The sequence below is a fragment of the Streptomyces sp. HUAS MG56 genome, assembly GCF_058673395.1.
In genome coordinates this window covers 8709492-8722393 of record NZ_CM178722.1, presented here as the reverse complement: position 1 = coordinate 8722393, position 12902 = coordinate 8709492, and the positions used below count along the sequence as shown (strand labels likewise).

General features: G+C 71.8%; 9 protein-coding genes. 4 read left to right on the top strand and 5 right to left on the bottom strand.

The genetic code is table 11. The features are described from left to right. Positions 1–8 precede the first annotated feature (8 nt). Positions 9–800, top strand: a complete 792-nt coding sequence (locus tag AC4OXY_RS40305; protein WP_491992205.1) for an SDR family NAD(P)-dependent oxidoreductase — start codon at positions 9–11, stop codon at positions 798–800. A 109-nt stretch (positions 801–909) separates the two neighbouring features. Here AC4OXY_RS40305 and AC4OXY_RS40300 read toward each other — a convergent pair whose 3' ends face one another. Beyond that, positions 910–3594 carry an ATP-binding protein gene (locus tag AC4OXY_RS40300; protein ID WP_491992204.1) on the bottom strand — a complete coding sequence of 895 codons (2685 nt, stop codon included), beginning with the start codon at positions 3592–3594 and terminating at the stop codon, positions 910–912. A 346-nt stretch (positions 3595–3940) separates the two neighbouring features. On the opposite strand from AC4OXY_RS40300, the gene AC4OXY_RS40295 reads away from it, so the two are divergent. Beyond that, positions 3941–4972 (top strand): DUF2510 domain-containing protein, encoded by a 1032-nt coding sequence (locus tag AC4OXY_RS40295; protein ID WP_491992203.1) that lies wholly within the window; start codon positions 3941–3943, stop codon positions 4970–4972. 175 nt (positions 4973–5147) lie between these two features. On the opposite strand, the gene AC4OXY_RS40290 is transcribed toward AC4OXY_RS40295, so the two are convergent. Continuing rightward, positions 5148–5762, bottom strand: a complete 615-nt coding sequence (locus tag AC4OXY_RS40290) for a TetR/AcrR family transcriptional regulator (protein ID WP_356028232.1) — start codon at positions 5760–5762, stop codon at positions 5148–5150. Between the two features lie 204 nt (positions 5763–5966). On the opposite strand from AC4OXY_RS40290, the gene AC4OXY_RS40285 reads away from it, so the two are divergent. Beyond that, a complete protein-coding gene (locus AC4OXY_RS40285; RefSeq protein ID WP_356028230.1) occupies positions 5967–6770 on the top strand; it encodes a phosphatase PAP2 family protein in 804 nt (267 codons plus the stop codon). Continuing rightward, complete coding sequence (locus tag AC4OXY_RS40280; protein ID WP_491992202.1) at positions 6767–7729, top strand: DMT family protein; 963 nt, start codon at positions 6767–6769, stop codon at positions 7727–7729. Before AC4OXY_RS40285 ends, AC4OXY_RS40280 begins: the two co-directional genes overlap by 4 nt. 90 nt (positions 7730–7819) lie before the next feature. On the opposite strand, the gene AC4OXY_RS40275 is transcribed toward AC4OXY_RS40280, so the two are convergent. The 3 genes from AC4OXY_RS40275 to htpG form a co-directional block, all read right to left on the bottom strand. After that, positions 7820–8629, bottom strand: a complete 810-nt coding sequence (locus tag AC4OXY_RS40275; RefSeq protein ID WP_356025461.1) for an LURP-one-related family protein — start codon at positions 8627–8629, stop codon at positions 7820–7822. Between the two features lie 66 nt (positions 8630–8695). Beyond that, positions 8696–10744, bottom strand: coding sequence for a phosphocholine-specific phospholipase C (locus tag AC4OXY_RS40270; RefSeq protein ID WP_491992201.1), 2049 nt, complete (start codon positions 10742–10744; stop codon positions 8696–8698). Positions 10745–10971: 227 nt separating this feature from the next. Continuing rightward, positions 10972–12840 (bottom strand): molecular chaperone HtpG, encoded by a 1869-nt coding sequence (gene htpG / locus AC4OXY_RS40265; protein ID WP_491992200.1) that lies wholly within the window; start codon positions 12838–12840, stop codon positions 10972–10974. Positions 12841–12902 lie beyond the last annotated feature (62 nt).

Sequence of the window (12902 nt, the reverse complement as noted above, 5' to 3'; positions counted from 1 at the left end):
GTGGCAGCATGTCAACCGTTCTGATCACCGGCGCCACGTCCGGACTCGGCCGCTACGTCGCCTTCGAGCTGGTCCGCTCCGGGCATGCCGTCCTCGCCCACGGCCGCGACCGGGCGCGCACCGAGCAGCTGGTCGCCGAGCTGCGCACCGAGGGTACGGCCGAGGGGTTCGTCGCCGACCTGGCCCGCCTCGCGGAGGCGGCCGAGCTGGGCGCCCGGGTCGCCGAGGCGCACCCGGAGCTGCATGTGCTGATCAACAACGCGGGGGTGGGCGGTGGCACGCCCGGTTCCGGCCGCGAGCTGAGCGCCGACGGCCATGAACTGCGGCTCGCCGTGAACTACTTGGCGCCCGTCGTCCTCACCCGCGCCCTCCTGCCGGTCCTGCGCGCCAACCCGCCGGCCCGCATCGTCAACGTCGGCTCGGCCGGCCAGGAACCGCTCGACTTCGCCGACCCGGAACTCACCCGCGGCTACAGCGGGATGTCCGCCTACTGCCGCAGCAAGTTCGCCCTCGCCGCACACACGTTCACACTGGCCGAGGAGCTGGCGGACAGCGGGGTGTCGGTGAACGTCCTGCACCCCGCGACCTTCATGGACACGGCCATGGTCCGCGAGAGCGCCGTCGCCCCGTGGAACACGGTCGCCGACGGCGCCCCCGGCGTCCTGGCGCTGGCCACCGAGGAGTCGGGCAGCGGCGGTTACTTCGACGGCACCCGGCCGGCCCGGGCGCACGAAGGGACGTACGATCCGCAGGTGCGCGAGCGGCTGAGGACGGTGACGGAGGAGCTGCTCACGGTGTGAGGTCGACGGTATGCGGTGTGGCGTATGCGGTATGCAGTATGGCGCACACCAACACACCGCATACCGCATACCGCATACCGGCGACTGCATACTGCATACTGCCGACCGTCTACCGCAGCCCCCGACCCGTCTCCAGTACCTCCCTCGCCTGAGCCACCAGGCCCTCCGCCCCGCAGGACCGGGCGAGGTCCAGGCCCCGGTTGAGTTCCGTGAGGGAGCGGGCGGCGATGCCGTACTCGACGCGGGCCGCCGCGTGTTCGTACTGGCAGGGTGAGGCCTCCAGGTAGGTGACGGCCTGGGCGGCGAGCTGCACCGCGCGGTTGCCGGTCGCCAGCGTGGCGGCGCAGCGCAGGGCCTCGCCGATCGCGGTGTCCGTGCCGAACCGCTCGGCCTGTCGGCGGGCGTCGGCCGCCAACTGGGCGGCGCGCGGCGGGTCCTGCACGGCGAGGGCCTTGGCGAGGTCGATCGACCAGGGCGCGAACACCGGGTTGTGGCCGCCGCGCGAGGCGGCCGTCTTCTCCGCGGCCTCCAGTTCGTTGATGCCGTCCTCGGTACGGCCGACGGCGAGCAGCAGCCGGCCGCGCACCGAACGGATGTCGGGCAGCACGATCGTGGACGGGTACGGCGGCGCGAAGCCGTACTGGTCGGCGATCGACCAGGCCTCCTGGATCCGGCCCCGGGCCAGCAGGGTGTCGACCAGGCCGCACGTGGCCGACCAGTACAACGGGAGCCCGCGGCCCACCCGTTCGGCGAGGACCAGTGCCTCGCGCAGGGTGGACTCGGCGTCGCGCAGGCGGCCCTGTCTGCGGTAGGCGAGGCCGAGGAAGGCGTTGGCGAGCGAGAGATGGCCGCCGCGCCAGCCGGCGCTGGTGTAGGCGCGCAGGGCCTCGGCGAACAGGCTCTCGGCGCGGTCGAGCCGGTCGGCGTAGGCGTACGCGCTGCCGAGCATCATCAGCAGCTCGATGCCCCACTCCTGGTCGGTCCAGCCGAGACCGGGCGCGAGTCGGCCGTTGACGAGGGCGCGGTCGCACAGCTCGACGATCTCCTCGGCGCTCTCGCCGTGCGTCATGGCCTCGAAGCCGCGCAGGATGAGCAGGGCGCGCTCGGCGTTGTCGCGGCCGGTGCAGGTGCTCGCGAGTTCGGCCAGGCGCCGGGAGCGGGCCGGAGAGACGGTCTCGCCGTGGATGCCCTCCCACATGAACTGCACGGCCGTGAGCCGCATCCGGGCGGGGCCCGGTTCGTGCCGGGCGGCCTCGGCCTCGACCGTGCGGACGGCCTCCTCCAGCTGGTCGTTGTGGAGCTGTGCCTGGGACAGGCGGACCACGGCGTCGACGCGCCGCTCGCCGTCGAGCCCCGGAATGCCGAGCGCGTACTGGAGGTGGTCGATGGTGACGGCGGGTGCGGTCAGCAGGGTGGCGCAGCCCAGTTCGTACAGGACGTGGGCGTGGACGTCGGGGCGCGGCGGTTCCCGGAGGGCCCGTTCGAGACAGCGGCGGGCGGCGTCGGGCGCGCCGACGGCGAGGTGTTCGCGGGCCGCCTCGCGCAGCTGGGCGACGAGTTCCTCGTCGTCGTCCGGGTGCACCTTGAGCAGGTGGCGGGCGGCCTCGGCGGCGCCCCGGCCCAGCTCGGTGATGATCTGGGCGGCGACGCCGTGCATGGCGGTGCACACGGCGGGCGGGATGGAGTTGTAGACGGCGGTGGCGATCAGCGGGTGGACGAACTCCAGCTCGCCCTCCTCGCGTTCGACGCCGGCCGCCGGGTCGGGCGTGGTGAGGATGCGGGCGCTGCAGAGGAGTTCGGCACAGTGCCGGGCGATGCCGTCGTCCATGGTGGCGAGGCGGGCGACCATGTCGACGGTGATGGAGGTGCCGAGGATGGCGGCGGCCCAGGCGAACCGGGTGGCCTCCAGGCCGAGGCCCTTGAGGCGGTCGACGAGTCCGCCGCCGCGGGCGGAGCGGTTGAGGGCGCGCAGTTCGCCGGCGCGGGACTCGACCGGCTGGACTTCGCTGTCCTGCACCTTGGCGAGGAGTTCGACGGTGTCGTAGGGGTTGCCGGCGGTCACGGCCCACACCTCGCGGCAGAACGCGTCGTCGGCGTACCGGCCGAGGGTGGCGCGGGTGAGTCCGGCGGTGGCGTCCGGGGTGAGGGCGCTGAGGTTGTTGACGGAGCGGCCCGCGGCGGCGGCCACGTCGTCGAGGTGGCGGGCGCTGTCCCCGCTGACCTCGCCGGGCCGGCGGGCGACCACGACGAGCACGGAGACGTCGTCCAGGCGCTCGGCGAACGCGGCGAGCCAGCGCAGGGTCTCCTGGTCGGCCCAGTGGGCGTCGTCGATCAGCAGCACGAGGGGCCATTCGCGGCGGGCGAGCCGGCGGACCGCGGCGACGAGGCCGTCGCACACGTACTGCGGGTCGGCGCTGCCCTCCTGCGGTTCGGCTATGCCGAGGGCGGGGCCGGCGATGTCGTACCAGTCGCCGAGGTACTCGCGGGCCTCTTCCGGCAGTAAGGAGAGCAGGGCGGGCTGGAGGAGCTGCCGTACCACGTTGAACGGGACGGACTTCAGGGTCTCCGCGCCGCGCGCGGACCAGACGTCGCAGCCCCGGCGCTCGGCGATCCGGCGGGTCTCGGCGAGCAGCGCGGTCTTGCCGAGTCCCGCCTCGCCGCGGAAGACCAGCAGGCTGCCCGCGGAGGACCGGTCGGCGCACAGGACGTCGAGTGCGTCCGCGACGGTGGTGATCTCCGCGTCCCGCTCCCACAGGGAAGCCGAGGCGGCCGTCGGGGGCCGTCCCTCCGTCATCCCGTTACCTCCCCAGGTCGCCCGAATGACGTACAGGGCACGAGCGTAGCCGTCCGGCAGGGCCCGTGGTGGGCGGTCCGGGCAGCTGTTGCCCCGCCGGGTGAAAGTACGTGCGGGCAGGCGACGCGCATCCGGCACGAACCGCCGGTCAGCAGCCGACGGAGCGTCAACCGGGCCGTCCGGATGCCGGTGCCGGCCGTGGTCGGCCGGGAGCCGTCCCGCCGGCGGGGGCGAAGAAAAGGAGAAACAAGAGGACGGGAGAAATCGGAGGCGAAATATTCCGGTCTGTTCCGTTCGCGGCAGATCCTCTCATCACACTTTCACGGTCGCCTCCTACGGTGGGGTCATGACGCAGGTGACTCCCCCCGGGTGGTACCCCGACCCCGGGCAGACGAACGACGGTCCGCCCACCGAGCGCTGGTGGGACGGCAAGGCCTGGACGGACCGGACCCGCCCCGCCGGGACGGCCGCCGCGTGGGGTCCCCCGACGCAGCCGCCGCCGGACACGGCCGCGCAGCCGGGGTACGCGGGGTATCCGGGATACCCCGCCGAGCCGCCGTCCGGATCCCGGCGCCGGATACGCAACGGCACAGCCGTGACGGTGGCGGCCGCGGTGCTCGCGTCCATCGCGGTCGGCGTCTACGCCCTGACCAGGAACGACGGCAGCGGCAGCGATCGCGCCGGCTCGCAGCAGGGCGCCGCGGGCGGGCAGGACGGCGGCCGGGGCGGTCCGTTCGGCGGCGGTCCGGGCGGCTCCGGTGGGTCGGGCGGTCCGGGCGGATCCGGCGGCTCGGGGGGCTCCGGCGGTGGCGCGCCGTCGCCGGGGCAGTCCGCCGCGCCCAAGGTGCAGGGCGGCGGCACGGTGCCGGACGCGGTCAACGGGATCAGCCTGCCGGTGCCGAAGGGCTGGACCGGGCAGTCGATCAGCGTCGGCGCGCAGGTGACCTCGGACACCTCCTACAAGTGTCCGGGCAACTCCACCCAGACCTGCACCGCGGGCGGCGCCTACACGGCTCCGGCGGTGGCGCTGGGCAACAAGGGCGCGACGCCCGAGGCGGTCGCCCAGGCGGACATCGCGGCCAACGCCAAGGAGTCCTACGGCGGTGACTCCTACGGCAGCATCAGCTCGCACCAGGTGCTGGCCTCGCAGGCGGTGACGGTGGCCGGGCAGAAGGGCTACATGGTGCGCTGGAAGGCGGTCACCAGCAAGGGTTCCGACGGCTACGTCGAGTCGGTCGCCTTCCCGTCGCCCAATGCCGCGCAGCAGATCGTGGTGGTCCGCTTCGGTGTGGACGTCGGCCAGCAGGTGTCCGTCATCGACGAGATCCTGAAGGGGATCAAGGTCTCGTCCGGCAGCGGCAGCGGCCAGGACGTCTGAGCCGAGAGCCCGGGAACCCCGGGAACCCTGGGAACACGGACGCGGATCGGCCGGGTGGGGCGCCCCTCCGCTCAAGAGGAACCCCACCCGGCCGGGGGGTGCGCGCCGCCCCCGTCCCCACGGTGCGGCGCGAGCAGGTCGCCGTTCAGTCATCCCGTGAACGGCGGCCTGGGTCTCAGGTCAGCCCGAGCGCGGGCAGCACGGTGGCGTCCACGAAGCGGGCGAGATAGTCGGCGTCGGCGTACTGGCCGCTGAGCACGGGCCGCACCCGCAGCACGCCGAACATCATCGCCGGGATGTACTCCAGCGCCGGATGGTCGGCCCGGACCTCGCCCCGGGCCACGCCTCGGGCGAGCATCTCCTGCAGCGCGGCGATCTCCGGGTACACCAGCGCCTCGCGCAGCGCCTGGGCCAGTTCCTTGTCGGCCGTCCACGCGTGCCCCAGCGCCTGGAGCAGGCTGGTGTCCTTGCCGGACCAGTCCCCCGCGGCCCGCGCCGCCTGGCGCAGGTCCTCGGCGAGGGACCCGGTGTCGATGCCGGCGAACCGCACCCGGCGGTTGGCGCGCAGCGCGGCCGCCACGAACTGGGGCTTGGTCTTCCACTGCCGGTAGAGCGTGGACTTGCTGCACCGGGTGCTGGCGGCGACCCCCTCCATGGTGACCGACTCGTACCCGCACGTGCGGATCTGCTCCAGCACGGCGTCGAAGAACTCCCGCTCACGCTCCGGCGTGAGCTTGGAGCGGCGCGAGGCGGCGACCGTGTCCGGTCCGTCCGCTGCCTGCGACGTCATGCGGTGCTTCCTCTCGCTCGCGGTCTCACTCGCGTCGAATCCGTGTCTCCAGTGTGGCGCACATCAATCGATACGCCAGTGTACCGGTACCGAAGCGTATCGGTACACTGGCGTATCGGTACGACAACGTATCGATGAGTTCCGGTTCCGTACCGGGGCCCATCCGCACCACCCACGCACCACCGTCAGTGAAGGGGCCGGGGGATGACTGCCCGAACCGAGCCGCCAGAGGCAGAACCGGAGCCGCCGGACGCGACCCCGCGCCCGGCGCTCATACGTGAGCTGCTGCTGGTCGCAGGGCTCTTCCTCGTCTACAAGCTCGGCCGGCAGCTGGCCACGGGCCACACCGCGGGCGCGTTCCGCGACGCCCACCGGGTGTGGGACCTGGAGCGCACGCTGCACCTCCCCCACGAGAACGCCGTGCAGTCCGCACTGCTGCACGGCGACACCCTGGTCCGCATCGCGAACACCTACTACGCCACCGTCCATTTCCCGGCGACGCTGGCCTTCCTCGTCTGGCTCTACGTCAGGCGGCCCGCCCACTACATCTGGGCCCGCCGGGTCCTCGCGGTGGTCACCACCGCCGCCCTGGTGCTGCCGTTCACGTTCCCGCTGGCCCCGCCGCGGATGCTGGCCGGCACCGGTCTGATCGACACTGCGAGGATCTACGGCCCGTCCGTGTACGGCCCGCCGTCCAGCGACCATCTGTCCAACCAGTTCGCGGCGATGCCGTCGCTGCACTTCGGCTGGGCGCTGATGGTGGCGGTCGGCCTGATCGTGGCCACCCGGTCGCACTGGCGCTGGCTGTTCCTGCTGCACCCGCTGATCACCCTGGTGGTGATCGTGGGCACGGCCAACCACTACTGGTTCGACGCGGTCGTGGCGAGCGCCATGCTCGGCATCGCCCTCGCCGTGATCCATCCCCCGCACCGTACGGCCACCACGGCCGGCCGCGGCGCGGACCGGCTCGCCCCGGAGGCCCCCGCGCTGGTGGGGGCGGGCCGATGAGCGCCGCCGCCCTGGTCGCCGTGGGGCTCTCGCTCGTCTCGGCGGTCGCCTACGCCCTCGCCGCCGTGGCCCAGGAACGGCTCGCCGCCCGCACCGCCGGCGCCGGGCTGCCGCGGCTGCTCGGCACCGGGGCCTGGTGGTCGGCGGTCGGCCTGAACGCGGCCGCCGCGCTGCTGCACGTCGTATCGCTCAAGTACGGCCCGCTCACCCTCGTCCAGCCGCTGGGCGCGCTCACCCTGGTCGCGGCCGTGCCGCTCGGGGCGCGGGCGGCCGGGCGGCGGGTCAGCGCGGCGGAGTGGCGCGGTACGGCGCTCACGCTGCTCGGCCTCGCCGCGCTGCTCGTCACCGCCTCCGGCCCGGCGCCCGAGCGGGTGCTGTCGCTGACCGAGGCGCTGGCGGTGGCCGGTACGACGGCCGCGGCGATCGGCCTGCTGTCGCGGCCCGGCGCCCGCCCGGGCCTGCGGCACGCGACGGCGTCCGGCTTCGCCTCCGGTGTCGCCTCCGCGCTCACCCAGACGGTGACCGTGGCGGCCACCGACCGCACCGCTCCGCTGCTGAGCACCGAGGTGATCGTCGTCGCCGTGCTCGTCGCCGCGTTCGCCGTCGGCGGGCTGCTGCTGTCCCAGACCGCCTACCGCGGCGGCCTCGGCGCCCCGCTGGCCGTGGTCACCCTCGCCAACCCGGTGGCGGCCGCGGTGATCGGTCTCACCCTGCTCGGCCAGGGCCTCCAGGGCGGCCCCGCCGGCATCCTGCTGGCCCTCGCCGGAGCGGTCCTCGCCGCCTGGGGCGTGGTCCTGCTCACCCGGGTCGCCCACGAGCCGGGCGTCGCCGCCGAGCATGCCGCCGACGACCAGCATCCGGTGGCGGCGGTGCTGGCGCTGGAGCCCGGCACGGCGACCGCGGAACCGGCGCTGGTGCCGCGGCAGCCCGACCAGCCGGGACACCTCACCGCGCTCTGAACAAGCGAAACGGCGGCCGGTGTGCGCGTTCTCCGCGCGCACCGGCCGCCGTCGTCGTGGTCGAGACTCTGCTCCCCCGTCGGGGCCGACTCAGTTCCAGCCCCGCGAGTCCTGCTTGAGGGCGGTGTCGACGGTGAGGGCCGTCGCCACCACGAGGCTCAGCAGCGGCTCGGGCAGCTGGTAGTGGATCTGGAGGACGTAGTTGTCCGCGGTCGTGAACAGCGTCTTCGCGAGGCCTTCCCAGGTCTTGGTGATCCGGGCGACCTCGTTGTCCGCGTGGTCGACGATCGCGAAGTTCCAGGCCCGCCAGTTCTCCGCCTTGATCGCGCCGACCTGCTGGCCGTTCGCGTTCATCGCGAAGTTGATCTTCCCGATCGCGTTCTGCTGGACGATCTCGCCGACGACCGAGCCGTCCGGCCGCGACACCACGACCCGGGACTTCAGGAACTTCGCGGGCCGGGTCAGCAGCAGCTGCGGCTGGCCGTAGGCGTCACGGATCTCCAGCTTGTGGGTCATGAACTGGTCGAGGCTGGAGACGAAGCGCAGGATCTTCTTGAGCACGCCCTGACCGACCTCGGTCACCGCGCCGATCTCGCGGCCGTTCTGGTCCATGACCTTGTACTCGTTGGTCACCTCGACCAGCTTGGCCTTCTGGTTCACGACCAGGACCGGCTCGGTGAACACGGTGCCGCCGCCGGGGCCGCCCGCCTGGACCCCGGCCTGCTGCTGCACCTGACGCTGCACCCTGGCGTCGGCCCCCTGCTGCGGGACCTGGCCCGCGGGTGCCTGGGCGGGGTTGGTGTGCTGGGTCCACTGCGTGCCGTCCCAGTAGCGGAGCGTCTGGGGCGCTCCGTGCGGATCCGGATACCAGCCGGCAGGAGTGTTCGATTGCGTGGTCACCGGGGCACACTACCCTGATATGACCGGTACCTGACCAGCCCGCACGGAGCGGTGTTCATCGGTCGTTCACTCCGTCGCGAGCGCCGGGTCGCTGACGCCGGGCCGGCCGTTCTCGACGTGGCCGGCGAAGCCGCGCAGGAAGGCCGGGTCGCCCTCGCAGGTGACGGTCACGTCGTACCAGCGCCTGCTCGCCGTGAGGTCGACCGTGTGCCGTACGGTCGCGCCGGGCCGTACGGACACCGTGGCCGGGTGGCCGCCGTAGCCGCTCGTCACCTTCAAGTGCGCCGTGCCGGAGCCCCGGTTGGTGAAGGTGAGTTCCAGGTGGTCGCCCGCGGTCCGGGCGGTCGCCTCCGGCCCGGCGGCCTTGCCCTTGCCCTTGAAGACGCGCAGGAAGCCGTTGGGGCCGTGCACCGTGAGGTCGTGGGAGCCGCCGGAGTAGACCGAGTTCCAGGCGTCGGAGAGGGTCTTGCCGGCCTCGGTGGTGTAGGTCCAGGGGCCGTCGGTGCAGTTGCCGGAGGTCACGAGGAAGGCCGCGCCCGCGTGCGCCCCCGAGGCGAACGTGAGCGTGATCTTGCCGGTCCCGGCGTCCGACGAACCGTCCACCACCGGCGCGTACTTCAGCGGGCGGGTGGGCCGGTGACCGCGCTCCTGCTTCGGCAGCGAGGGGGTGGCCGGGGGCTTCGGCACGTAGTCCGGGTGGCGGTTGTGGTCCGGCGGCTGGTAGCCGGCCGTGGACGGCAGCGCGACCGGCTTGGTGTCCTTGCGGGAGAAGTCGAAGGCGCTGGTCAGGTCGCCGGTGACGACGCGCCGCCAGGGCGAGACGTTCGGCTCGTGCACCCCGAAGCGGCGCTCGATGAAGCGGATGATCGAGGTGTGGTCGAACGTCTCGGAGCAGACGTAACCGCCCTTGCTCCACGGCGAGACGACGAGCATCGGCACGCGCTGGCCGAGCCCGTACGCGCCCGCGACGTGCCCGGCGTCGCCCTTGAACAGGTCGAGCGAGGCGTCCACGGTCGACTTGCCCTGCGCGGCGGAGGCCGGCGGGAAGGGCGGGACGACGTGGTCGAAGAAGCCGTCGTTCTCGTCGTAGGTGATGAACAGCGCGGTCTTGCCCCAGACTTCAGGGTTGGAGGTGAGCGCGTCCAGGACCTGGGAGACGTACCAGGCGCCGTAGTTGGCGGGCCAGTTGGGGTGCTCGGTGAAGGCCTCGGGGGCGACGACCCAGGAGACCTGCGGCAGCTTGCCGGCCTTGACGTCGGCCTTCAGCTGGTCGAAGAAGCCCTCGCCCTTCTTCGCGTCGGTGCCGGTACGGGCCTTGTCGTAGAGCGGGTCGCCGGGCTTGGCGTCGCGGTACTGGTTGAAGTAGAGCAGCGAGTTGTCGCCGTAGTTGCCGCGGTAGGCGTCCTGGATCCAGCCCCAGGAGCCGTTCGCGTCGAGGCCGTCGCCGACGTCCTGGTAGATCTTCCAGGAGACCCCGGCCTTCTCCAGGCGCTCGGGGTACGTCGTCCAGCCGTAGCCCTTCTCGTCGTTGCCGAGGACCGGGCCGCCGCCCTGGCCGTCGTTGCCGACGTAACCCGTCCACATGTAGTAGCGGTTCGGGTCGGTCGAGCCCATGAACGAGCAGTGGTAGGCGTCGCAGAGCGTGAAGGCGTCGGCGAGCGCGTAGTGGAAGGGTATGTCCTCGCGCTTCAGGTACGCCATGGTCGTGGTGCCCTTGGCCGGCACCCACTTGTCGTACTTGCCGCCGTTGAAGGCCGCGTGCGTGTCGTTCCAGCCGTGCGGCAGGTCCTGTATGAAGGCGAGGCCCAGGTCGTCGGCGTCGGGGTGGAAGGGCAGGATGTCCTTCGTGCCGTCGGACTGCTTCCAGACCGACGTGCCGTTCTGCGCGACCGAGCGGGGGTCGCCGAAGCCACGGACGCCGCGGAGCGAACCGAAGTAGTGGTCGAAGGACCGATTCTCCTGCATGAGGACGACGATGTGCTCGACGTCCTGCACGGTCCCGGTGCGGTGGTGGGCGGGCAGGGCGGCCGCGCGCTGGATGCTGCTGGACAGCGCGGTGAACGCCGTGGTGGCGCCCGCGAGTTGAAGGAAGCGGCGCCGGTTGACTTCGGCCATGAGTGTTCGGGTCCTCTCGTCCTGACGTACGTGATGCCGTCGCGTGGTCGTCATGCTGTCGCGCGAATGACGGAATCTGCGCGGAGCGAGTGTTCCAAGAGCAACAAACGTCAGGGAAGGGTCTGATGGCGCCCATGTGAAAGTCGGCGGTCTGGGAGGTGCTCCGCCGGTCATGGTCGGCTGGGACCATGACCGGCGGACAATGCCGAACTACTCGGACATATCGGTCAGATCGACCGGGCGAGGCGGTCGGCGAGCAGCTTCGCGAAGCGCGCCGGGTCGGCCAGGTCCCCGCCCTCCGCGAGCAGCGCGGTGCCGTACAGCAGCTCGGCCGTCTCGGTCAGCTCCGGGGCGTCGGCGCGCTCCTCGTGCGCCGCCCGCAACCCGCTGACCAGCGGATGCCCGGGATTCAGCTCCAGGATCCGCTTGACCGGCGGGAGTTCCTGGCCCATCGCCTTGTACATCTTCTCCAGCGCCGGCGAGATGCCGTCGGCATCGCTGACCAGGCAGGCCGGCGAGCTGGTCAGGCGAGTGGTGAGCCGTACGTCCTTGACGTCGTCCAGCGTCTCACCCAGCCAGGTCAGCAGGCTTGCGTAGGTGCCGGACTTCTCCTCGGACAGCTCCTCGTCCTCACCCGCGGGCAGGTCGACGGCGCCGCGCGCCACGGACTGGAACTCCTTGCCGTCGTAGGCGCGCACCGCGTCCACCCAGATCTCGTCCACCGGGTCGGTGAGCAGCAGGACCTCGTACTCCTTGGCCTTGAACGCCTCCAGGTGCGGGGAGTTCTCGACCTGGGCGCGGCTCTCGCCGGTCATGAAGTAGAGCTTGTCCTGGCCGTCCTTCATCCGGGAGACGTAGTCGGCGAGACTCGTGGGCTCGTCGCCGGCGGTGGAGGCGAACGAGGCGATGTCGAGGATGGCCTGATGGTCCTCGCTCGCGTCGAGCAGCCCCTCCTTGACCGCGGGGCCGAACTCCCGCCAGAACGTACGGTACTTGTCGGCGTCGTTCGTCATGAGGTCCTTGACGGTGGACAGGACCTTCTTGGCGAGGCGGCGCCGGATCAGCTGGATGTGCCGGTCCTGCTGGAGGATCTCGCGGGAGATGTTCAGCGACAGGTCGGCCGCGTCCACGACGCCCTTGACGAACCGCAGGTGGGACGGCAGGAGTTCACGGGTGTCGTCCATGATGAACACGCGCTTGACGTACAGCTGGATGCCGTGGCGGGCGTCGCGCTGGAACAGGTCGTGCGGGGCGCGTGCGGGAAGGAACAGCAGCGCCTCGTACTCGAACGTGCCCTCCGCCCGCATCCGGATCGTCTCCAGCGGGTCGGTCCAGTCGTGGCTGATGTGCCGGTAGAACTCCCGGTACTCCTCGTCCGCGACCTCGGAGCGCGGCCGCGCCCACAGGGCCTTCATCGAGTTGAGGGTGTCGTCGCCCATCCGGATCGGGAAGGCGATGAAGTCCGAGTACCGCTTGACGATCTCCCGGATCTTCCACTCGTCGACGTAGTCGTGGAGGGCGTCCTCCTCGTCCGCCGGGCGCAGGTGCACGGTGACCGCCGTGCCCTCCGGGGCGTCCTCGACGGTCTCGATGGTGTAGGTGCCGCCGCCGTCCGACTCCCAGCGCACGCCGGTCTCCTCACCGGCCCTGCGGGTGAGCAGGGTGACCTTGTCGGCCACCATGAAGACGGAGTAGAAGCCGACACCGAACTGGCCGATCAGTTCGGCCGATTCGGCGCTCTTCCCGTTCCCGCTCTCCTTCTCCTTCGCCTTCTCCTTCATCCGGCGCAGCGTCTCGGCCGTACCGGAGCGGGCGATGGTGCCGATGAGTCCGACGACGTCGTCGCGGGTCATGCCGATGCCGTTGTCACGCACGGTCAGCGTGCGGGCGTCCTTGTCGGCCTCGACGGCGATGTGCGGGTCCTCGACCCGCAGGCGGTCGTCGGTGAGGCCGGCCAGGCGGCGCTTGTCCAGGGCGTCGGAGGCGTTGGAGATGAGTTCCCGCAGGAAGATGTCCTTGTTCGAGTAGATCGAATGGACCATCAACTGCAGGAGCTGGCGCGCTTCGGCCTGGAACTCCAGCGTCTCGGTGGTCATTGCGTCGCTTCTCCTCACATGATGTGCGCACGTGCGGGAGCGCCCCGCATCGTGGGACAGGG